This is a genomic window from Piscinibacter gummiphilus (assembly GCF_032681285.1).
Classification (GTDB): Bacteria; Pseudomonadota; Gammaproteobacteria; order Burkholderiales; family Burkholderiaceae_C; genus Rhizobacter; species Rhizobacter gummiphilus_A.
This window is the reverse complement of the sequence record NZ_CP136336.1, coordinates 926,626-947,188: the sequence shown is the minus strand read 5'-3', so window position 1 is coordinate 947,188 and position 20,563 is coordinate 926,626. Positions and strand designations below refer to the sequence as shown.

The following is a 20,563-nucleotide window of genomic DNA, read 5'->3' as shown; positions in this document are numbered from 1 at the left end:
TCAGGCCACCTCCACATCGGCATCGGCGCTGTTTTGCTGCAACTGCCACATGGAAGCGTAACGCCCGCCGAGCGCCAGCAGCTCCGCGTGCGTGCCGCGCTCCACGATGCGGCCCTGCTCCATCACAAGGATCTGGTGCGCCTCGACCACCGTCGACAGCCGGTGCGCGATCACGAGCGCCGTCTTGTTGCGCGCCACGCCCTGCAGCTCGGCCTGGATGGCACGCTCGTTGGCCGAGTCGAGCGCCGAGGTCGCCTCGTCGAAGATCATGATCGGCGGGTTCTTGAGCAGCGTGCGGGCGATGGCCACGCGCTGCTTCTCGCCGCCGCTGAGCTTCAGGCCACGCTCGCCCACCGCGGTGTCGTAGCCCTTCGGCGTGGAGACGATGAAGTCGTGGATGCGTGCGGCCTTCGCCGCCGCTTCGATCTGCTCGCGCGTGGCGCCGGTGCGGCCGTAGGCGATGTTGTAGGCCACGGTGTCGTTGAAGAGCACCGTGTCCTGCGGCACGATGCCGATGGCCTCGCGCACGCTGCCCTGTTTGACCGTGCGGATGTCCTGCCCGTCGATGCTGATGGCGCCCGAGTTCACGTCGTAGAAGCGGTAGAGCAGGCGCGCGAGCGTGCTCTTGCCCGAGCCTGACGGGCCGACCACCGCCACCGTCTTGCCGGCCGGGATCTCGAAGCTCACGTCGTGCAGGATGGGCCGCGCCGGCTCGTAGGCGAAGTTGACGTGGCTGAATTTCACATGGCCGTCTTTCACCTGCAGCGGCTGGGCGCCGGGGGCATCGTCGACCTCGCGCTCCCGCTCCATCAGCGTGAACATCTTGTCGAGGTCGGTCAGGCTCTGCTTGATCTCGCGGTAGATCACGCCCAGGAAGTTGAGTGGGATGTAGAGCTGGATCATGAAGGCGTTGACCATCACCAGGTCGCCGAGCGTCATGCGGCCGTCGACCACACCGCGCGTGGCCATCCAGAGCATCGCGACCAGGCCGACGGCGATGATGAGCTGTTGCCCGGTGTTGAGGATGGAGAGCGTGGTCTGCGCCTTCAGTTGCGCGCGGCGCAGGCGCTCCAGGCTCTCGTCGTAGCGCTTCGCCTCGAAGTCTTCGTTGTTGAAGTACTTGACCGTCTCGTAGTTGAGCAGCGAGTCGATGGCGCGGGTGTGGCTGGTCGAGTCGAGCTCGTTGACCTGCTTGCGGAACTGCGTGCGCCAGTTGGTCACCGTGATGGTGAAGGCGATGTAGATCACCAGCGCCATGATCGTGATCCACGCGAACCAGGCGTCGAACTTCACGCCCAGGAGCGTGAGCACCATCACCACTTCGATGAGCGTGGGCACGATGCTGTAGAGCGAATACGAGATGAGCGAGTGCACGGCTCGCGTGCCGCGCTCGATGTCGCGCGTCATGCCGCCAGTCTGCCGCTCCAGGTGGAAGCGCAAGCTCAGCGAGTGCAGGTGGCGGAAGACGCTCAGCGAAATGCTGCGCGCCGTGCCCTCGGTCGCCTTGGCGAACACCAGCTCGCGCAGCTCGGTGAAGAGCGAGGTCGACAGGCGCAGGGCACCGTAGGCCACCAGCAGGCCCATGGGCACCACCAGCACCGCGCGCACGTCGCCCGGCTTGAGCGACATGCTGTCGACCAGTTCCTTGAGCAGCAGCGGCACGCTCACGTTGGCCGTCTTGGCGCCCACCATGAAGCCCAGCGCGAGCAGCACACGCCAGCGGTAGTGCCAGAGGTAGGGCAGCAGCTTGCGCAAGGTGCTCCAGTCGGAGCGAGGGCCGGTGGATGCAGCCGCTGACATGGGCGCAGGAGGCATGGAAGACGACACGGATTCTCGACGCATCACCTCAGTGTGCCAGCGCAAAGCGTTTCACAATGCAGCCCATGAATTCCGCGACCAACACCCTGCCCGTCACGCTGCCCACCGACATGGACCTGGTCATGCGTGTCATGCCCATGCCGTCCGACGCCAACGGCAACGGCGACATCTTCGGCGGCTGGATCATGGCGCAGGTCGACCTGGCCGGCTCGGTGCTCCCGAACCGCATCGCGAAGGGCCGGATCGCGACCGTGGCGGTCAACCAGTTCATCTTCAAGCAGCCCGTCTCGATGGGCGACCTCTTGAGCCTGTATGCCCGCGTGGAACGCATCGGCCGCACCTCGGTGACGGTGCATGTGGAGGTCTACGCCGAGCGCAACCCGGCCAAGCTCGAAGTCGTGAAGGTCACCGAGGCCAGCCTCACCTACGTGGCCATCGACGACGAGGGCAAGCCACGACCGCTGCCGCCGCAAGACTGAACGCTGAGGCGGCCTCTCAGAGGTCGAGCGGCTGGGTGTCCTGCGCTTCCAGGCGCCGGCTGCGCCGGGTGGGCATGGTTTTCGGCAGGCGCGGCACGATCTCGTGGACGATCAGGCCGGCGAGCTGCTCGGCCCACATCGCATAGGCGGCCGGGCCCGGGTGGAAACCGTCTTCGGCCATCAGCACGCTGGAGTCGTTGCCGGGGGGCGGGATGTCGGGCTCGATGGGCACCGGCAGCCACCAGCGCTCCGACCACCGATCCGACCACGCGCTGAGCGCCTGGTTGTAGGCCTGGGCGTCGGTGCCGAGCACCCAGCGCAGCGGGTTGGGCAACATCGGGAACGCGTGGACCGGCGGGATGCCGGTGTGCACCGTGTGCTTGATGCCGGCGCGGCGGGCGGCGGCACGGTCGAGCTTGTCGAGTTGCGCGAGCCAGGTGGCGACCGGCACCTGCGCGATCACGTCGTTCAAGCCGAGCGCCGTCACCATCACGTCGGCCGGGTGCAGCGAGAGCTTGCGCACGGCAGCGAGCGAGCTGCGGGTCGAGTCACCGCTGCGGGCGATCAGCTGCCACACCACCGCGCCGTGCAGCCGCTGCGACAGCGCTTCGCTCAGGCGGCCGGCCAGGGCCTGGATCTGGTTCTTCGCGCCGACGCCGGCCGCCGACGAATCACCCACGATCAGGATGCGCAGCTTCACGCGCCCGGTGCCGGCCACCCCCTCGCGCGGGCCTTCGGCTTCGGGCAGCCGCAGCGCATGGCGGCGCACCTGCCGGCCCTGCCACAGCAGCACCGGCACGAGCAGCAACTTGATGGCTTTGAAGAGCCCGGAATTCATGCGCGCGACGATACCCGCACGCCGCCCGGGCCGGCACCGCTCAAGTGCGCGGAATCAGGAAAACTGGCTGAAATCCGGCTTTCGTTTCTGGAAGAAGGCGCTGAACGCTTCCTTCGCCTCGGGGCTCTGGAGTTGTGCTGCGAAGACAGCGTTTTCGGCGTCGATGGTCTGGAAGAAGCCGTCGGCCAGACGCCCCCGCATCAGCTTCTTGGTGGCGCGGATGGCGCCCGGCGGCAACGCATTGAAACGCTCGGCCACGCGGCGCGCGTGAGGCGCCACTTCGCCTGCTGGCAGCACCGCGTTGGCGATGCCGCACTCCACCGCTTCGGCACCGGTGAAGGGGTCGCCGAGCATCAGCTTCTCGGCGGCCTTGCGCTGGCCCATCAGCTGCGGAATGAGCTGGCTGGAGGCGAACTCGGGCACCAGGCCAAGGCTCACGAAGGGCATCACGAGCCGGGCTTCGTCGGACACGTAGACGAAGTCGCAATGCAGCAGCAGCGTGGTGCCGATGCCGATGGCCGCGCCGGTGACGGCGGCGATCACCGGCTTGTCGCAGCCAATCAGCGCGTCCATGAAGGCGCGAGCAGGCGACACGGCGGCCGCGGTGGCGGAGCGCTTGGCGAAGTCCTCGATGTCGTTGCCCGAGGTGAAGATGCCAGGCTGGCCGGTGATGAGCACGCTGCGCACGGCGCCGTCGGCCTTCGCGTCGTTGAGCGCCTTGGCCATCGCCAGGTACATGTCGCTCGTGAGCGCGTTCTTCTTCTCGAGGCGGGCGATTTCGATGGTGTAGACGCCGTTGAGCAGCGCAGTCTTGATGGTCATGTCTGTCTCCGAAGGGGAATGGGAATTCTGCGTCAGCGCGCCGTGGCCGGCGTCAACCAACGCGACACCTGCGGCCACAGGCTATCGGCAAAGCGCTCGCGGAAGAAACCGAAATGGCCGATGCGCTTGGCGCCGATGTCCTGCGGCGCGATGCGGCGCATCTCGCGCGGCGCGCTGGCATAGAAGGCATGCATGTCGGCGGTGTTGCGGGCCGACATGTATTCGTCATCGGTGAACGAGAGCGAGAGGATGGGCGTGCGCACGGCGGCGTAGTCGGCACGTGTCTCCTCTCCGGCCTGGCCGACGAGATAGTCGCGGTCGAGGCAGGCGCGGCGCCACTGCTGCATCACGCCCAGCGGCAGGTCGCCGATCTTCTTCAAGCGCCTGCCGGGGAAGTAGCCAAAGAGCTTCATCGACAGCGGCGCCACCACGTACCAGAGCCACCACACGTAGCTGCGCACGAGCGGCGCCTGACGCAGCCAGTAGCCGGTGCCCACGCCGATGGTCACGATGCTCGCCACGCGCTCGCGGTTGGGCACCATGCCGAAGATCTGGCCGCCCAGGCTGTGGCCGAGCCAGTGGATCGGCGTGTCTTTCGAGACGCGGGCATCGAGCCACGCCAGCGCGGCCGAGGTGTCCTGCTTGGCCCAGGTGTCGATGTCGGTGTCGAAGCCTTTCAGCGAATGCTTCAGCTGCGACGGTCGCGAGGCCCCGATGCCGCGGTAGTCGAAGCTCATCACCACATGGCCCTGGCCCGCCAGCCACTCGGCGAAGTCGCCGTAGAAGCGCTGCGGCACGCCCATCGCCGACACGATCAGCAGCGCCGATTGGCATTGCGTTGGGTCACCGTAGAGACGGCCCTGAAGCACAAAGCCATCAGCCGCCTTGAACTCGAAAGAATCCATCTGCTGCTCCTCCTGGAGGGTCACACGACTTCTTGCCAATGGTTGGCGAAATGCATGAGGTGGGCACGGCGGTAGTCGTCCTTGGACAACTCGCCGTACGCGAAGTGAGGGTGCAAGGCGCCGGTGTGGCGCTCGAAGGCCTGCAGCGCCGCGATCGCACGGTCGACGGCAGGCGCCAGCGGCTGGCCCTGAGCGATGTCGGGGGCGCCGGGAATGGGTTCGGTCAACGAGTGGCTCATGCGGCCTCGCGCCGAGAACACGGTGGCCGCGACCGGGCCGACGCTCGCGCGGAACCAGCCGGGCTTCAGCGCAGGAAAGCCCTGCAACGAATACTCGACGCTCTGGGCCGCGTGATGCAGCACGTGCGCCAGGTCCCATGCGCCGGTGCTGCGCAAGGGCTGCGTCTTCAACGCAACGAGGGTGCGCAACGCACCCTCGGTGGAATCGAAGGCCGGCGACTGCAGCGCCGCCGGCCGTGAAGCGACCCACAACACGGGAGCACCGACCGCCACGGCCCCGAGGCCTAGCAGTGCGATGCGGCGCCCGCGTGTCATGGCGCCGCGATCAGACGCGCTCGAAGATGCCGGCCGCGCCTTGGCCGGTGCCCACGCACATCGTCACCATGCCGTACTTCAGGTTGTGGCGACGCAGCGCGTGCACGACCGTGGCCGCGCGGATCGCGCCAGTCGCACCGAGCGGGTGGCCGAGGGCAATCGCACCGCCCATCGGGTTCACCTTGGCCGGGTCGAGGCCGATGGTGTTGACGACCGCGAGCGACTGGGCCGCGAAGGCTTCGTTGAGCTCGATCCAGTCGATCTGGTCCTTCGTCAGGCCGGCGTACTTCAACGCGGCGGGGATGGCTTCGATCGGGCCGATGCCCATGATCTCGGGCGGCACGCCCCGCGCCGCGAAGCTCACGAAGCGGGCCAGCGGCTTGAGGCCGAACTGCTTGACCGCTCTTTCGCTCGCGAGGATCAGCGCACCGGCGCCATCGCTCGTCTGCGAGCTGTTGCCGGCGGTCACGCTGCCCTTGGCGGCGAACACGGGCTTCAGCTTGGCCAGGCCTTCGAGCGAGGTGTCGGGGCGCGGGCCTTCGTCGATGCTCACCGTGCGCTTCTTCGCGATCTGCTCGCCGGTCGCCAGGTCAGGCGTGCGCGAGATGACGTCGATCGGCGTGATCTCGTCCTTGAACTCGCCCTTCTCGATGGCCTTGAGCGCGCGCATGTGCGACTCGTAGGCAAAGGCGTCTTGCGCTTCGCGCGAGACCTTCCACTGCGCCGCCACCTTCTCGGCGGTCAGGCCCATGCCGTAGGCGATGCCGATGTTCTCGTCCTTGGCGAAGATCTCGGGGTTGAACGAGGGCTTGTTGCCGCCCATGGGCACGAGGCTCATCGACTCGGCACCACCGGCGATCAGGATGTCGGCCTCGCCGACGCGGATGCGGTCGGCAGCCATCTGGATGGCGGTCACGCCGGAAGCGCAGAAGCGGTTGACGGTCACGCCGCCCACCGGCTTTGGCAGCGCCAGGCCGGCGGCGATGCGCGCCATGTTCATGCCCTGCTCACCTTCCGGGAACGAGCAGCCGATGATCGCGTCTTCGATCGCGGCCGGGTCCAGGCCGGGGGCCTGCGCCAGCGCGCTGCGAATGGCGGCGATCAGCAGATCGTCCGGGCGGGTGTTCTTGAAATAGCCACGGCCCGAGCGGCCGATGGGCGTGCGGGTGGCGGCGACGATGTAGGCGTCTTGAACTTGCTTGCTCATGATGTGGTTTCCTTGTGAGGCCGCTGTTTAGTTGCGCACCGGCTTGCCGGTCGAGAGCATGCCCATCGCACGTTCCTGCGACTTCGGGTGCTCCAGCAGGCTGCAGAAGTGCTTGCGCTCCAGCGTCATCAGGTATTCCTCGTTGACGAGTGATCCGGCATCGACGTCACCACCGCACACCACATCAGCGATCAGCGCGCCGATGTGGAAGTCGTGCTGGCTGATGAAGCCGCCGTCGCGCATGTTGACCAGCTGGGCCTTGATGGTGGCGATGCCGTTGCGGCCGGCGACCGGGAACACGGCCTTGGCCGGCGCGCGGTAGCCGCTCTCGTACAGGGACTTGGCCTGTTGCGAGGCGACGTAGAGCAGCTCGTCCTTGTTGGGCACGACGATGTCGCTCCACAGCAGGTAGCCGTTCTTGCGGTTCTCGATCGCGCTCGTGCCCACCTTGGCCATCGCGGCGGCGGTGAAGCCTTCGGTCAGGAACTTGAGGATGTCGGCGTTGGCGTTCGCAGCGCTGGCCATCTCGGCCGCACGGCGGGCGATGTAGGTCAGGCCACCCCCGCCCGGGATCAGGCCCACGCCCACTTCCACCAGGCCCATGTAGCTTTCCATCGCCGCGACACGCTTGGTGGTGTAGACGGCGATCTCGCAGCCGCCGCCGAGCGCGATGCCACGAACGGCCGCGATCACCGGCACGGTCGAGTAGCGCATGCGCAGCATGGTGTCCTGCAGCTTCTTGATCATCGGGGCGATGCCCTTGGCGCCGCTCTTCATGAAGACCGGCAGCATCGACTCGAGGTTGGCACCGGCCGAGAACACGTCGTCCGGCGACCAGATCACGAGGCCCTTGTACTTGGCTTCGGCCACGTCCACGGCCTTCGCGATGCCGTCGATCACGCCTTCGCCGATGAGGTGCAGCTTGGAGGTGATGCTGAGGATGAGCACCTCGCCATCGAGCGTCCAGGCGCGCACTTCGTCGTTCTTGAACTCTTCGGTGCCCGACTTGAGCGGGTCGACCGCTCCCGAGCCAAACAGCGCTTCGGGGAAGTGCTGGCGCTGGTAGACGGGCAGGTTGCTCTTCGGCAGGTACTTGTTCTGCGACGCGCTCCACGAGCCTTCGGCGGTGTGCACGCCATCGCGGCCGTCGAACACCCAGGCAGGCAGCGGCGCCTTGCTGAGCGCCTTGCCGGCATCGATGTCGGCCTTGACCCATTCGGCGACCTGCTTCCAGCCTGCCTGTTGCCACAACTCGAACGGCCCCTGGCTCATGCCGAAGCCCCAGCGCAGCGCGAGGTCAATCTCGCGGGCCGAGTCGGCGATGTCGCCCAGGTGCACGGCGGCGTAGTGGAAGCCATTGCGCAGGATGGCCCACAGGAACTGCGCCTGCGGGTTGGTCGATTCACGCAGCAGCTTCAGGCGCTCGGCCGGAGCCTTCTTGAGCATGCGCGCGACGATCTCGTCGGCCTTGCCGCCGGCGGCAACGTACTCGCCCTTGGCCGGGTCGAGTCGCTGGATGTCCTTGCCGACCTTCTTGTAGAAGCCGGCGCCGGTCTTCTGGCCGAGCGCTCCCTTCTCGATCAGCGCAGCCACGGCCTTGGGCGTTTCATAGGCGGCGTAGAAGGGATCGTCCTTCAGGTTGTCCTGCATCGTCTTCATGACGTGGGCCATCGTGTCGAGGCCCACCACGTCGGCGGTGCGGAAGGTGCCGCTCGACGCACGGCCGAGCTTCTTGCCGGTCAGGTCGTCGACCACGTCGTAGGACAGGCCGAAGTTCTCGGCTTCCTTCATCGTGGAGAGCATGTTGGCGATGCCCACGCGGTTGGCCACGAAGTTGGGCGTGTCCTTGGCGCGCACCACGCCCTTGCCGAGCGCGGTGGTGACGAAGCTTTCCAGCTGGTCGAGGATCTCCGGGCGCGTGGTCGGGGTGGGGATCAGCTCCACCAGGTACATGTAGCGCGGCGGGTTGAAGAAGTGGATGCCGCAGAAGCGAGGCTTGATCTCGGCCGGCAGCACTTCGGAGAGCTTGGTGATCGACAGGCCCGAGGTGTTGGACGCGACGATGGCGTGCGGGGCGATGAACGGGGCGACCTTGGTGTAGAGGTCGAGCTTCCAGTCCATGCGCTCGGCGATGGCCTCGATGATGAGGTCGCAGTCCTTGAGCAACTCGAGATGCTCTTCGTAGTTGGCCTGCTGGATCAGCGCGGCGTCTTCGGGGATGCCCAGCGGCGACGGCTTGATCTTCTTCAGGCCATCGACGGCCTTGGTGACGATCCCGTTCTTCGGGCCTTCCTTGGCCGGCAGGTCGAACAGCACGACCGGCACCTTCACGTTGACGAGGTGGGCGGCGATCTGCGCGCCCATCACGCCGGCGCCGAGCACGGCGACCTTGCGGACATTGAATCGACTCACGGTCTTCTCCTTGGAACGGGTTTTCTAAGCGGTTGAGAGAGAGAAAGGTTGTTCTTGTTCTGACGCGGCTCAGTCGGCGGCGAGGAATTCGCGCACCGCAGGCCAGTAGGTATCGGGCTCGTCGCGCAGGCCGTGGGTGTGGTCGGCGCGTTCGAGGGTCAGGCGGGTGAGCTGCACACCGCGGGGCGCGGCGGCTTGCAGACGATCACCGTGGAACACCGGCGTCCAGGTGTCGCCACGGCTGTGGATGAGCAGCAGCCGGGCGCCCGGCTTCAGGTGCTGGATGTTCCATTCAGCGCGCAGGCCACGCTCCATCGCGGGGGCGAAGAAACGGCCGACCTGCAGCACCGTGTGGGCAAACGGATAGGCCTTCCAGAAGAGCGGCAAGGTGGCCGCGCAGGACTCGGCCACGACGCGGTCGAACGGGTAGTCGGCATGGTGCATCGCGTTGAGCGCGTGCATGGCGCCGAAAGACGCGCCCATCGCATGCACCGGCAGCCCCGGGAAACGCCGGCGTGCCCACTGGCCGGCGGCCACGATGTCGGCGGGCCAGTCGAAGTTGGTCGACGGGCTTTCACCGAAGCCGTTGAAGTCGAACAGCACGACGTGGAAGCCGTCGTCGAGCAGCCTCTGCGCATGGCCGTTGCGCAACCAGAAGCCCTTGCTCGCCAGGCCCATGGGGTGGGCGCAGACGACCACACCACGAACGCTCGCCGCGCTCTCGGCGACGACGGCCGCGAGTTCGGCATGGCTGCCGCTGGCGATCGTCACCCGCTGCCAGCCCTCGGCGGGCACGCCCTGCGGCCAGCGCCAGGGTTTCATGAAGCGGCCGAAGAACGGCTTCTTCAGTTGGCGATGCCACCACCAGCGGGCGCCGGAGCGCCCGCCCGTGATGCTCTGCCAGCCGGCGCCTGCGAGCTCACCCATGGCTCGTCACTCGACGCGAACCCAGGTCTGCGAGCGGCCGATCATCGGCGTGCCGATGTAGCCCCGCACTTCGAGCTTCTTGTTGTCGGCCGAGGGCCGCAGGCGAAGCTTGTAGGTCTTGCCGTTGGCCGGGTCGAGCACGGTGCCGCCGTCCCACTGCGCCGCTTCTTCCGGGTTCTTCTTTGCGCCGGCAATGATGGTGAGGCCGACGATCGGCTTGCCCTTGAGCTCGCCATGGCATTCGTCGCACACCGCATCGGGCTTGACGGCCGGGTCGAGCAGCTTCTCGATCTTGCCGACCACGACACCACCGCTCTCGGTGATGCGCACCAGCGACTTCTCGACCTTGCTCTTCTCGTCGATGCTCTTCCACAGGCCCACGGGGGTTGCGTTCTGCGCGAACGCCACACCCGAGACCATCAACGCGGCCGCAGCCGCCAGCAGCTTCTTCATCGCTTGTCTCTCCTGGCTTTTTGTAGATGGAAACGAAGGCGCGGCCAGCTTAGAACAATGCCTCGTCCATCTCCATCAGCGGCTTCAAGCCCGCGCGTGCGGTGCGGATGAGGCTGGCGGTCTCGGGCAGCAGCTTGGCGAAGTAGAAGCGCGCGGTGGCGAGCTTGGCGGTGTAGAACGGGTCGCCGGAACCTTGCTTCTCGAGCGCGACCTTGGCCATGCGGGCCCAGAAGTAGCCCATCACCAGGTGGCCGGCCACACGCAGGTAGTCGACGGCGGCGGCGCCCACTTCGTCCTGGTTGCCGAAGGCCTTCATGCCGATCTCGGTGGTGAGCTTCACGACCTTCTCGCCCAGGTCGGCCAGCGGGTTCACGAACTCCTGCATGGCTTCGTTGGTGCCTTCGGCCTCGACGAACTCGGTGACGATCTTGCCGAACTTCTTCAGCTTGGCGCCGTTGTCGCCCAGCACCTTGCGGCCCAGCAGGTCGAGCGACTGGATGGTGTTGGTGCCCTCGTAGATCATGTTGATGCGGGCATCGCGCACGTACTGCTCCATGCCCCATTCCTTGATGAAGCCGTGGCCGCCGTACACCTGCATGCAGTGCGAGGTGGAGATCCAGGCGTTGTCGGTCAGGAAGGCCTTGACGATCGGGGTGATGAGCGCCACCAGGTCAGCGGATTCCTTGCGCACGTCTTCGTCGTCGCTGGCAATTTCCTTGTCGAGCTGCAGCGAGGTCCACATGCTGAGGGCACGGCCACCTTCGGCGTAAGCGCGGGCGGTGAGCAGCATCTTGCGCACGTCGGGGTGCACGATGATGGGGTCGGCGGGTTTGTCCGGCGCCTTCGGGCCGGACAGGGCGCGCATCTGGATGCGGTCCTTCGCGTAGGCCACGGCGTTCTGGTAGGCCACTTCGGTCAAGCCCAGGCCCTGGTTGCCCACGCCCAGGCGGGCGGCGTTCATCATCACGAACATGGCGGCGAGGCCCTTGTTGGGCTGGCCGACGAGCGTGCCAACGGCGTTTTCCAGCACCAGCTGGGCCGTGGCGTTGCCGTGGATGCCCATCTTCTCTTCGAGGCCGGCGCAGAAGATGCCGTTGCGCTTGCCCAGGCTGCCGTCGGCGTTGACCTGGAACTTCGGCACCACGAAGAGCGAGATGCCCTTGGAACCGGACGGTGCGTCGGGCAGGCGTGCCAGCACCAGGTGCACGATGTTCGGTGTCATGTTGTGCTCACCGGCCGAAATGAAGATCTTCTGGCCGGTGATCTTGTAGGTGCCGTCGGCTTGCGGCTCGGCCTTGGTGCGCAGCAGGCCGAGGTCGGTGCCGCAGTGCGGCTCGGTCAGGCACATGGTGCCGGTCCATTCGCCGCTCGTGAGCTTGGGCAGGTAGGTCTTCTTCTGCTCGTCGGTGCCGTGGGCGTGCAGCGCTTCATACGCGCCGTGCGACAGGCCGGGGTACATGGTCCACGCCTGGTTGGCCGAGTTGAGCATCTCGTAGATGCACTGGTTGACGGTGACCGGCAGACCCTGACCGCCGAAAGCCGGGTCGCAGCTGAGCGACGGCCAGCCACCTTCCACGTACTGCTTGTAGGCCTCCTTGAAGCCCTTCGGCGGCGTGACCTCGTGCGTTTCCTTGTTCAGCGTGCAGCCTTCCTCGTCGCCGCTGCGGTTGAGCGGGAAGATCACCTGCGACGCGAACTTGCCACCTTCTTCGAGCACCGCGTTGATGGTGTCGGCATCGATGTCCTTGTGCGCCGGCAGCGCCTGCAGCTCGCCCGCCACGTTGAACACCTCATGCATGAGGAACTGCATGTCGCGCAGAGGAGGGTTGTACTGGGCCATGGTGAAACTCCTTGAATGTTGGAATCGAACGGAAGGTGGACGAAAGAACAGCGGGTCGGCTATCGGCGCGCCGCCTTTGAGACCGGACGCGGCGGTGTGGCGTAGTAACTCACCACCCGCTCGAAGCCGATGCGGGCGCGGTCGAGGGCGCCCGGCAGGCGCAGGAAACGGGCGTCATGGTGAACGGCCAGGATGTGGCCGTGGATCTCGAACAGCATCTGCTGGGCATCGGTGTCGTCGCGCAGGTGGCCTTCTTCGATGGCCATGCGGATCGCGCGTTCCAGCGCAAGGTGCCAGGCGCGCACCATTTCCACCAGCGCATCGCGCACCGGGCCGGGCCGGTCGTCGAACTCCACCGCGCCGCTGATGTAGATGCAGCCCGAATCGAGTTCAACAGACACCCGTTTGATCCAGCGCTCGAAGAGCGCCCGCAGGCGCGGCATGCCACGCTCTTCGCGCAGCGCAGGGAAGAACACTTCCTCTTCGAACTTGGCGTGGTACTCGCGGATGACCGAGATCTGCAGCTCTTCGCGCGAGCCGAAATGGGCAAACACGCCCGACTTGCTCATCTGCATCACGTCGGCCAGCGCGCCGATCGACAGGCCTTCCAGGCCCATGTGGGACGCCAGCCCCAGCGCAGCCTCGAGGATGGCGGCACGGGTCTGCTGGCCTTTCTGCAGTTGCCGCGGGGTGTCGCGCAGCGAGCGGGGGTTGGCACTCATGGGGCGTCGTGCAACAGAAATGAAACGAACGATCGTTCTATTCTTACCGAGCTCCCCGGAAGAAAGCGAGCCCTTCGTGCGCTGTTTGTCACCTTTTTCTAGGCGTTGTCGCCTAAGAGACGACCCCGAAGGCCGGACTCGAGGGTTAACCCTTGGTAACCATAGGAACCCAGGCCGCTTATCTCCACCTACCGTGATGAGCCGATGACACTGTGGCGCACGCACCGCGCCGCAACCCGCGCAGGTGCTCACTGTTGAGGGAAAGCCGCTGGATGGATTACTCTCCGTCAAGGAGATTGATCCGTGGAAGTGCTGCAACTCGATGTGTCCGGCCGCCCGCAATCGTGGATCTCGGCCAAGGAAGCGGCGGTCATCTATGCCAGCGACGGCATCGCATGGACCCTCGGCGATGCGTTCTACGTGCTGCGCGGCGGCATGCAACGCCGCACCGGCCTGCAGTCGCGCATCGAGGTGCACCCGATCATCGCGGTGCGTGGCGCGATCCCCAGCCGCGCATGGCGGCAGACGCCCGCACTCTCCAACCCCAAGCTCTTCGCCCGTGACCGCCAGGTCTGCGCCTACTGCGCCGGGCACTTCCACACCGACGACTTGACGCGCGAGCACATCGTGCCCACGTCGCGCGGCGGCCACGACACCTGGATGAACTGCATCACCGCCTGCCGCGCCTGCAACGGCCACAAGGGCAACCGCCTGCCCGAAGAGGCCAACATGACGCTGATGTACCTGCCCTATGTGCCGAGCCTGCACGAGGACATGATCCTGCGCGGCCGGCGCATCCTTGCCGATCAGATGGAGTTCCTGCTGGCGAGCGTGCCTCGCCACAGCAGATTGCGCTCTTAGCCGATCGCCTCCAGGTCGGCCTCGACCTGTGCCGCCGTGATGAACTGGATGGCGTGCCAGCCATGGGCCCGCGCGATTTCCACGTTCTTCGCCACGTCGTCGATGAAGACCGTCTGCGACGGCTCGATGCCGAAGCGCTTGGTCGCCAGTTCGAAGATCTCGGGCTCGGGCTTGATGAGCTTCACGCGTGACGAGAACACGCCATCGGTGAAACGCGAGAAGAACTCGTGCGTGCTCTCGAGGTGCACCGCGTAGGGCTCGGGCATGTTGGACAGGAAGTACAGCCGGTGGCCGTTCTCATGCAGGCGATGCAGGAGTTCGACCGTCTCCTTCTGCGCTTCGAGTTCGCCCGGCACCGCATCGATGACGGCCTGCACTTCGCCCAGCTCGAAACCCAGGCGTTCGGCGATCAGCGGTGCCAGCTCTGGCACCTCGATCGTGCCGCGGTCGAAGCGGCCCCAGTCGCCCTCGTAGTTCTGGAAGAAGTCGGCCACCAGCTGCTGTGCCGCGGCTTCGTCGACGGCGCGGTGCGGCAGCGTGCGCTTGAGCAGTTCCTTCGGCCGCCACTGGAACACCACCCCGCCGAAGTCGAACACCACGTGCTTCTTCACGAACGCAACCTCTCCATCAGGCCGGCGGTCGAAGCGTCGAGCCCGTCGGTGTCGCCCGAGGCGAAACGTGGCAGCAGGTCGTTGCACAAGGCCTTGCCGAGCTCCACGCCCCATTGGTCGAAACTGTTGATGCCCCACAGCACACCCGCCGTGAACACGCGGTGCTCGTACATCGCGATGAGCGCACCCAGGCTGCGCGGTGTCAGCTCGTCGAGCATCAGCGTGGTGCTGGGCCGGTTGCCGGGGAAGGTGCGGTGGCGCGCGACGGTCGCGGCATCGAGCTCGCGCGACGCGGTCGGCGCCTTCTCGCCCAGCGCCTGCTGCGTGCTCTTGCCCAGCATCAGCGCCTGGCTCTGTGCGAGGCCGTTGGCCAGCAGCTTGGTGTGCAGGTCGGTGAAGCCATGCGTCGGCCGCTTGACGAGGATGAACTCCACCGGCACGACGTCGGTGCCCTGGTGCAGCATCTGGAAGTACGCATGCTGGCCGTTGGTGCCCGGTTCGCCCCACACCACCGGGCTCGTGCCGTAGGGCAGGCGTGTGCCGCTGAGGTCGACGCACTTGCCGTTGCTTTCCATCTCGAGCTGCTGCAGGTAGGCCGGCAGGCGGCGCAGGCCCTGGTGATAGGGCGCGACGCTGCGACTCGCGAAGCCGTGGAAATTGCGATACCAGACGTCGAGCAGCCCCAGCAGCACCGGCAGGTTCTGCGCGAGCGGTGCGTCAGCGAAGTGGCGGTCCATCGCGTGCGCACCCGCCAGCAGCGCGCGGAAGTGGTCGGCACCGATCGCCAGCGCAATCGGCAGGCCGATGGCCGACCACATCGAGTAGCGCCCGCCCACCCAGTCCCAGAAACCGAAGGTGGTGCCAATGCCGAACTCGGCCGCGGCCTTCACGTTCGTCGTGGTGGCGACGAAATGCTTGTGCGTGTCGGTGCCGCCCTGTTCGAGGAACCAGGCCTTTGCCACCTGGGCGTTCGCCATCGTCTCCTGCGTGGTGAAGGTCTTGCTCGCGATGATGAAAAGCGTCTCGGCCGGCTTCAGCCCGCGCAGGACCGGCGCGATGTCGTGACCGTCGACGTTGGAGACGAAGTGGAAGGTGAGCCCGCGGTGGCAGAACGCATCGAGCGCCGGCACCACCATCTGCGGCCCGAGGTCGCTGCCGCCGATGCCGATGTTGACGACATGGCGGATGCCGCTCTTCGCGGTGTCTCGCACCGTCTCCACATACGCGAGCATGCGGTCGAGCACCTCGTGCACCTCGGCGTTGAAGGGCGAGCGACCACGCGGGGCGCGCAGCGCGGTGTGCAGCACGGCGCGGCCTTCGGTGAGGTTGGCGACGTCGCCGCGCAGCATCGCGTCGCGGCGCGCTTCGAGCTGGCATTCGGCGGCGAGGTCGAGCAGGAAGCGCTGCGTCGCCACGTCGATCAGGTTCTTCGACAGGTCGGCAAACACCTCGGGCGCTTCGACCTTGAAGGAGTCGAAGCGGCCGGGGTCGCGGGCGAAGGCTTCGCGCAGGTCGAGGTCGCGGCCGTGCGCCTCGAAGTGCCCGGCCAGTGCGGCCCAGGCTTCGGTTTTGTCGCAGCGGGGAGCAGAGGCGGTCACTTCAGGCCCTCGATCATCTTGTCGAGCTTGATCGCATCGGCCGCAAACGCGCGAATGCCTTCGGAGAGTTTCTCGGTCGCCATCGCGTCTTCGTTCAAGGCATAGCGGAAGCTCGCCTCGTTGTAGGTGACGGCGTGGATGGCCGATTGGCGAGCACTCTCGGGGTCGAGCCGGCGCTCGAGGGGCGCGTCGCTGGCCTGCAGTTGCGCGAGCAGCTCAGGGCTGATGGTGAGCAGGTCGCAGCCCGCAAGCGCCACGATCTGGCCGACGTTGCGGAAGCTCGCACCCATCACCTCGGTGCCGATGTCGAACTTCTTGTAGTAGGTGTAGATCTGCGACACCGACTTCACGCCGGGGTCGTTGACGCCCGCGTTGGCCGCTTCGTCCCACGCGCTGCCGGCCGACTTCTTGTACCAGTCGTAGATGCGGCCGACAAAGGGCGAGATGAGCCGCACGCCCGCATCGCCACAGGCCACGGCCTGGCAGAACGAGAAGAGCAGCGTGAGGTTGCAGTGGATGCCCTCATGCTCGAGGATGCGCGCGGCCTGGATGCCTTCCCACGTGGCGGCAATCTTGATCAGCACACGTTCGCGGCCGATGCCTGCCGCTTCGTACATCGCCATGATGCGGCGCGCACGCTGCACTGTGCAGGCGGTGTCGAAGCTCAGGCGTGCATCGACCTCGGTCGACACCCGCCCCGGCACCACCTTCAGGATCTCGCGGCCGAAGCGCACCAGCACCTCGTCGACCACCTGCTCCATCGGCTGGCCCTTGTGCGCGGCCACGGTCTCGGCCAGCAGCGGCGCGTAGTCGGGCTGCTGCACGGCTTTGAGGATGAGCGAGGGATTGGTGGTCGCATCACGCGGCGCGAACGCGCCCAGCTGCTTGAAATTGCCCGTGTCGGCGACGACCGTGGTGTGCTGTTTGAGCTGATCGAGTTGGTTCATGGTGTAGGCCTGATGCAACGTTGAGGATGATTAGAACCCGAGCCAGCAACGTGGTTCTCGAAGCCCCCGCACGTTTGACGGCTCAACGAAACAGCGGCATCATCCGAGATGAAACAAAGTTACATCCTAGCGCAAGGCTAGGCACTGCAAATGTCCTTCGATCTGGTTTTTTTCGGTGGTACCGGCGACCTCACCTGGCGCAAGCTGATGCCGGCCTTGTTCCAGGCGTTCCGCCACGGAAAGCTGCCCGCCGGCGGGCGCATCCTCGCGGTGGCGCGCGACGAGCAGAGCGACGAGAAGTACCGCGCCTGGCTCAAGGAACGCTTTCAAGACGTGGAAGGCGCCAAGCGCCCGAGCGACGAGGAGTTCGCCCGCTTCGCCGAGCTGGTCCACTACCTGCGCATGGACCTCTCGCAGCCGGCCGACTACGCCAAGCTGAAGACCTGGCTGCAGGCGCGCAATGCCGACACGGCGGTGCTCTATCTCGCCACCAGCCCGCACCTCTTCCCGCAGATCTGCGAGCAACTCGGCGCCGCCGGACTCAACGCCCCGCACATCCGCGTGGTGCTCGAAAAGCCGCTCGGCCATGACCTCGCCAGCGCCCAGGAGATCAACCGCGTGGTGCGCTCGGTGTTCAGCGAGACACAGGCCTTCCGCATCGACCACTACCTCGGCAAGCCCTCGGTGCAGAACCTGATGGCCCTGCGCTTCGGCAATGTGCTCTTCGAGCCTCTGTGGCGCCGCGAGAGCATCGCCAACATCCAGATCACGCTGGCCGAAGGGATCGGCGTGGGCACGCGCGGCGACTTCTACAACCGCACCGGCGCGCTGCGCGACATGATCCAGAACCATGCGCTGCAGTTGCTCACGATGGTGGCGATGGAGCCGCCGTCGAGCCACGACGCCGATGCGATCCGGGACGAGAAGCTCAAGGTGCTCAAGTCGCTCAAGCCCTTCACCGAAGAGTCGGTGGCGCGCGACGTGGTGCGCGGCCAATACCGCGCCGGCACGGCGGGCGGGCATTCGGTGCCCGGCTACCAGCAGGAGCAGAAGGTGCCTGCAGGCAGCACCTGCGAGACCTTCGTCGCGCTGCGCACCGAGATCCAGAACTGGCGCTGGGCCGGCGTGCCCTTCTACCTGCGCACCGGCAAGCGGCTCGCCGCGCGAGACGCGCAGATCGTCGTCAACTTCCGCCCCACGCCGCACAACATCTTCCCGGGCGTGAGCCAGCCCAACAAGCTCGTGATCAAGCTGCAGCCGGAAGACGGCCTTGAACTGCACCTGCTCGCCGCGAAGGGCACGGGCCAGCAGGAGATGCTCGCGCCGGTGTCGCTCGACCTCGACTTCGACAAGGCATTCGCCGAGAACCGCGTGGGCGCCTACGAGCGCCTGCTGCTCGACGCGATCGCCGGCCGGCTCAACCTCTTCGTGCGCAGCGACGAGCAGGAGCAGGCCTGGCGATGGGTCGAGCCCATCCTGCAGGCGTGGGCGAAAGACACCACCGGGCCGCGCCCGTATGCCGCGGGCACCTGGGGCCCGGCTGCCGCGAGCGCACTCGTCGCCCGCGACGGCTTCGCCTGGTCAGAGGAACAGTGATGACCACCCCTCGCACCGTGAGTACACGGCGCGATCCCCCAAGGGGATCGGGCCTTGCTTGGGAGCGGCCCGGCGCCGCAGCCCGGAGATAGCCCATGCTCGACCGCATCCGCGCCTCCCTGCCCGCCCTGCCGCCTGCCGAGCAGCGCGTGGCCAAGCTGCTGCTCAACGACTCGCGCAGCTTCGCCACCCTGCCCGTCAGCGAGCTGGCCAAACGCGCGCACGTGAGCAAGCCGACCGTCGTGCGCTTTTGCCGCAGCGTGGGCTACGACGGGCTGGCCGACTTCAAGCGCAAGCTGGCAGGCAGCGTCAACGAAGGCGTGCCTTTCGTGCACCGTGCGGTCGATGAAGACGACAAGGTCGACGACGTCATCGTCAAGGTGATCGACAACGCGGTGAGCGCCCTGCTCAAGTACCGCAACGATGCGGCGGGCCTCGCCTTCGACCGTGCGGTGGCCGCCCTCGTGGCCGCCGGCAAGGGCGGCCGGCGCATCGAGTTCTACGGCGTGGGCAACTCGGGCATCGTGGCGCAGGACGCGCAGCACAAGTTCTTCCGCCTGGGTGTGAACGCCGCCGCGATCAGCGACAGCCATGTGCAGGTGATGAGCGCCACCATGCTGCAACCGGGCGACTGCGCGGTGATCATCTCCAACTCGGGCCGCAGCCGCGACCTGATCGACGTGGCCGAGATCGCGCGCAAGAAGGGCGCGACCACCATCTTCATCACCACCAGCGGCTCGCCGCTCGCGGCGATGGGGCAGTCGGGCTCGCAGCAGGTGCTGCTGCCGGTCGACCACCCGGAAGACTTCGACCGCTACAGCCCGATGGTGTCGCGGTTGCTGCACCTGCTGGTGATCGACATCCTCACCACCAGCGTGGCGCTCAAGCTCGGCAAGGAGCTGCGCCCGATGCTGCAGGACATCAAGCGCAACCTGCGCAGCAAGCGCTACGCAGTGCCCGGCTGAAGGTGCATCAAGCAGCCTGGTCGTCGGGCGGCATCAGGAGCACGTCGACGCCATAGAGGCGCGCCAGCTCCGCCAGCTTCTTCGGCGCATTGCGCACCGCGAAGCCCTTGCCCCAGCCGCTGGCGAGCCGCTGGCACTCCAGCAGCACCGCCAGGGCCGACGAATCGAACTGCTGCAGGCCCGACGCGTCGATCATCACCAGCGACTCGTGCGCCTTCGATTGGGCTTCCTGCTGCAAGGCCTGCGACAGCATGCGCTGCGCATCGCGGGCCTCTCGCAGCGTGACGGTCGCGGGCAGTACCAGCATCGCGTTCAGCTCTTGGCGCTGGCCGAAGCCTTGTTGCGCTCCGCCAGCTTGGCGATCAGGCCATCGATGCCGCCCGCACTGATCTCCTGCGCGAAGGTGTTGCGGTAGTTCTCGACCAGCCAGATGCCCATCACGTTCACGTCGTAGATCTTCCAGGCATCGCCGGCCTTCTCGAGGCGGTAGTCGAGCTGGATCGGGTCGCCCTTGCCGCGGATCTCGGTGCGCACCAGCACCTCGGTGTCGCCGGCGGCGGCGCGCAGCGGCTTCAGCTGCACGGTCTGCTCGCGCACCTGGGCCAGGGCCCCGGAATACGTGCGCACGAGCAGCGTCTTGAACTCATCCTGCAGGCGCTTCTGCTGCTCGGGCGAGGCTTGGCGCCAGTAGCGGCCCACGGCCGAGGAGGTCATGCGCTGGAAGTTCACATGCGGCATGACCTTCTGTTCGACCAGCTGCATCACCTTGTTGACATCGCCCGCCTGGATGGACTTGTCAGCGCGTGCGGCTTCGAGCACTTCGTTGGAGACCTGCTTGACCAGCGCATCGGGCGCCTGCTGGGCAAACGCCGTGCCTGAAGCGCCTGCCACCACGGCCAGCGCCGAAAACCATGTCATGAAACGTCGACGAAGAAGCATTGGAAATCCTTTCAGGGCTCGGGCCATGCGGCACGGATCACGTTGGAGACACGTGCGGTGGCCGAGTTC

Annotated in this window: 20 protein-coding genes; 4 read left to right on the top strand and 16 right to left on the bottom strand. The window is 66.6% G+C overall.

Annotated features, from left to right (window positions below; genetic code table 11):
* Positions 1 to 1,800, bottom strand: a complete 1,800-nt coding sequence (locus RXV79_RS04540) for an ABCB family ABC transporter ATP-binding protein/permease (RefSeq protein WP_316702285.1) — start codon at positions 1,798 to 1,800, stop codon at positions 1 to 3.
* 83 nt (positions 1,801 to 1,883) lie between these two features.
* Between RXV79_RS04540 and RXV79_RS04535 the strand changes: the two genes are divergently transcribed.
* Complete coding sequence (locus RXV79_RS04535; protein ID WP_316702284.1) at positions 1,884 to 2,297, top strand: acyl-CoA thioesterase; 414 nt, start codon at positions 1,884 to 1,886, stop codon at positions 2,295 to 2,297.
* Positions 2,298 to 2,313: 16 nt separating this feature from the next.
* Here the strand turns inward: RXV79_RS04535 and RXV79_RS04530 are convergent, their stop codons facing one another.
* The 10 genes from RXV79_RS04530 to RXV79_RS04485 form a co-directional block, all read right to left on the bottom strand.
* Positions 2,314 to 3,135, bottom strand: a complete 822-nt coding sequence (locus tag RXV79_RS04530; RefSeq protein ID WP_316702283.1) for an SGNH/GDSL hydrolase family protein — start codon at positions 3,133 to 3,135, stop codon at positions 2,314 to 2,316.
* Positions 3,136 to 3,189: 54 nt separating this feature from the next.
* Positions 3,190 to 3,957 carry an enoyl-CoA hydratase gene (locus tag RXV79_RS04525; RefSeq protein WP_316702282.1) on the bottom strand — a complete coding sequence of 256 codons (768 nt, stop codon included), beginning with the start codon at positions 3,955 to 3,957 and terminating at the stop codon, positions 3,190 to 3,192.
* A 32-nt stretch (positions 3,958 to 3,989) separates the two neighbouring features.
* A complete protein-coding gene (locus RXV79_RS04520) occupies positions 3,990 to 4,862 on the bottom strand; it encodes an alpha/beta hydrolase family protein (RefSeq protein WP_316702281.1) in 873 nt (290 codons plus the stop codon).
* A gap of 20 nt (positions 4,863 to 4,882) precedes the next feature.
* Entirely contained in the window at positions 4,883 to 5,416 is a 534-nt protein-coding gene (locus RXV79_RS04515; RefSeq protein WP_316702280.1) for a DUF1569 domain-containing protein, read from the bottom strand.
* A 10-nt stretch (positions 5,417 to 5,426) separates the two neighbouring features.
* A complete protein-coding gene (locus RXV79_RS04510; RefSeq protein ID WP_316702279.1) occupies positions 5,427 to 6,623 on the bottom strand; it encodes an acetyl-CoA C-acyltransferase in 1,197 nt (398 codons plus the stop codon).
* Positions 6,624 to 6,650: 27 nt separating this feature from the next.
* On the bottom strand, positions 6,651 to 9,035 hold the full coding sequence (locus tag RXV79_RS04505; RefSeq protein WP_316702278.1) for a 3-hydroxyacyl-CoA dehydrogenase/enoyl-CoA hydratase family protein: 2,385 nt from the start codon (positions 9,033 to 9,035) through the stop codon (positions 6,651 to 6,653).
* 69 nt (positions 9,036 to 9,104) lie between these two features.
* Positions 9,105 to 9,962, bottom strand: a complete 858-nt coding sequence (locus tag RXV79_RS04500) for an alpha/beta hydrolase (protein WP_316702277.1) — start codon at positions 9,960 to 9,962, stop codon at positions 9,105 to 9,107.
* 6 nt (positions 9,963 to 9,968) lie between these two features.
* Positions 9,969 to 10,415, bottom strand: coding sequence for a DUF2147 domain-containing protein (locus tag RXV79_RS04495; RefSeq protein WP_296722889.1), 447 nt, complete (start codon positions 10,413 to 10,415; stop codon positions 9,969 to 9,971).
* A 49-nt stretch (positions 10,416 to 10,464) separates the two neighbouring features.
* A complete protein-coding gene (locus RXV79_RS04490; protein ID WP_316702276.1) occupies positions 10,465 to 12,255 on the bottom strand; it encodes an acyl-CoA dehydrogenase C-terminal domain-containing protein in 1,791 nt (596 codons plus the stop codon).
* A 59-nt stretch (positions 12,256 to 12,314) separates the two neighbouring features.
* Positions 12,315 to 12,977 (bottom strand): TetR/AcrR family transcriptional regulator, encoded by a 663-nt coding sequence (locus RXV79_RS04485; RefSeq protein ID WP_316702275.1) that lies wholly within the window; start codon positions 12,975 to 12,977, stop codon positions 12,315 to 12,317.
* A 303-nt stretch (positions 12,978 to 13,280) separates the two neighbouring features.
* Between RXV79_RS04485 and RXV79_RS04480 the strand changes: the two genes are divergently transcribed.
* The gene (locus RXV79_RS04480) at positions 13,281 to 13,838 is read left to right on the top strand and encodes an HNH endonuclease (protein WP_296722892.1); all 558 of its coding nucleotides are present in this window, start codon (positions 13,281 to 13,283) and stop codon (positions 13,836 to 13,838) included.
* Here RXV79_RS04480 and RXV79_RS04475 read toward each other — a convergent pair.
* From RXV79_RS04475 to tal, 3 genes are read right to left on the bottom strand one after another with little or no spacing between them, the layout of a single operon-like run.
* Positions 13,835 to 14,449 (bottom strand): HAD family hydrolase, encoded by a 615-nt coding sequence (locus RXV79_RS04475; protein WP_316702274.1) that lies wholly within the window; start codon positions 14,447 to 14,449, stop codon positions 13,835 to 13,837. The two genes, RXV79_RS04480 and RXV79_RS04475, sit on opposite strands and share 4 nt — an antisense overlap.
* On the bottom strand, positions 14,446 to 16,047 hold the full coding sequence (gene pgi, locus RXV79_RS04470) for a glucose-6-phosphate isomerase (protein ID WP_316702273.1): 1,602 nt from the start codon (positions 16,045 to 16,047) through the stop codon (positions 14,446 to 14,448). The genes RXV79_RS04475 and pgi overlap by 4 nt, the downstream gene beginning before the upstream one ends.
* A complete protein-coding gene (gene tal / locus RXV79_RS04465) occupies positions 16,044 to 16,994 on the bottom strand; it encodes a transaldolase (RefSeq protein ID WP_316702272.1) in 951 nt (316 codons plus the stop codon). Before tal ends, pgi begins: the two co-directional genes overlap by 4 nt.
* 150 nt (positions 16,995 to 17,144) lie before the next feature.
* On the opposite strand from tal, the gene zwf reads away from it, so the two are divergent.
* Both zwf and RXV79_RS04455 read left to right on the top strand, forming a co-directional pair.
* A complete protein-coding gene (gene zwf / locus RXV79_RS04460; protein WP_316702271.1) occupies positions 17,145 to 18,590 on the top strand; it encodes a glucose-6-phosphate dehydrogenase in 1,446 nt (481 codons plus the stop codon).
* Positions 18,591 to 18,685: 95 nt separating this feature from the next.
* Positions 18,686 to 19,555 carry a MurR/RpiR family transcriptional regulator gene (locus RXV79_RS04455; protein ID WP_316702270.1) on the top strand — a complete coding sequence of 290 codons (870 nt, stop codon included), beginning with the start codon at positions 18,686 to 18,688 and terminating at the stop codon, positions 19,553 to 19,555.
* 7 nt (positions 19,556 to 19,562) lie between these two features.
* Here RXV79_RS04455 and RXV79_RS04450 read toward each other — a convergent pair whose 3' ends face one another.
* Together RXV79_RS04450 and RXV79_RS04445 are read right to left on the bottom strand one after the other, a co-directional pair.
* Entirely contained in the window at positions 19,563 to 19,862 is a 300-nt protein-coding gene (locus RXV79_RS04450) for an STAS domain-containing protein (protein ID WP_316702269.1), read from the bottom strand.
* Between the two features lie 5 nt (positions 19,863 to 19,867).
* Positions 19,868 to 20,494, bottom strand: coding sequence for an MlaC/ttg2D family ABC transporter substrate-binding protein (locus tag RXV79_RS04445; RefSeq protein WP_413816665.1), 627 nt, complete (start codon positions 20,492 to 20,494; stop codon positions 19,868 to 19,870).
* Between the last annotated feature and the right edge of the window lie 69 nt (positions 20,495 to 20,563).

Coding starts and splice junctions, on each gene's coding strand:
- RXV79_RS04540 (WP_316702285.1), bottom strand. CDS start 1,800: ATGTCAGCGGCTGCATCCACCGGCCCTCGCTCCGACTGGAGCACCTTG.
- RXV79_RS04535 (WP_316702284.1), top strand. CDS start 1,884: ATGAATTCCGCGACCAACACCCTGCCCGTCACGCTGCCCACCGACATG.
- RXV79_RS04530 (WP_316702283.1), bottom strand. CDS start 3,135: ATGAATTCCGGGCTCTTCAAAGCCATCAAGTTGCTGCTCGTGCCGGTG.
- RXV79_RS04525 (WP_316702282.1), bottom strand. CDS start 3,957: ATGACCATCAAGACTGCGCTGCTCAACGGCGTCTACACCATCGAAATC.
- RXV79_RS04520 (WP_316702281.1), bottom strand. CDS start 4,862: ATGGATTCTTTCGAGTTCAAGGCGGCTGATGGCTTTGTGCTTCAGGGC.
- RXV79_RS04515 (WP_316702280.1), bottom strand. CDS start 5,416: ATGACACGCGGGCGCCGCATCGCACTGCTAGGCCTCGGGGCCGTGGCG.
- RXV79_RS04510 (WP_316702279.1), bottom strand. CDS start 6,623: ATGAGCAAGCAAGTTCAAGACGCCTACATCGTCGCCGCCACCCGCACG.
- RXV79_RS04500 (WP_316702277.1), bottom strand. CDS start 9,962: ATGGGTGAGCTCGCAGGCGCCGGCTGGCAGAGCATCACGGGCGGGCGC.
- RXV79_RS04495 (WP_296722889.1), bottom strand. CDS start 10,415: ATGAAGAAGCTGCTGGCGGCTGCGGCCGCGTTGATGGTCTCGGGTGTG.
- RXV79_RS04490 (WP_316702276.1), bottom strand. CDS start 12,255: ATGGCCCAGTACAACCCTCCTCTGCGCGACATGCAGTTCCTCATGCAT.
- RXV79_RS04485 (WP_316702275.1), bottom strand. CDS start 12,977: ATGAGTGCCAACCCCCGCTCGCTGCGCGACACCCCGCGGCAACTGCAG.
- tal (WP_316702272.1), bottom strand. CDS start 16,994: ATGAACCAACTCGATCAGCTCAAACAGCACACCACGGTCGTCGCCGAC.
- zwf (WP_316702271.1), top strand. CDS start 17,145: ATGTCCTTCGATCTGGTTTTTTTCGGTGGTACCGGCGACCTCACCTGG.
- RXV79_RS04455 (WP_316702270.1), top strand. CDS start 18,686: ATGCTCGACCGCATCCGCGCCTCCCTGCCCGCCCTGCCGCCTGCCGAG.
- RXV79_RS04450 (WP_316702269.1), bottom strand. CDS start 19,862: ATGCTGGTACTGCCCGCGACCGTCACGCTGCGAGAGGCCCGCGATGCG.
- RXV79_RS04445 (WP_413816665.1), bottom strand. CDS start 20,494: ATGCTTCTTCGTCGACGTTTCATGACATGGTTTTCGGCGCTGGCCGTG.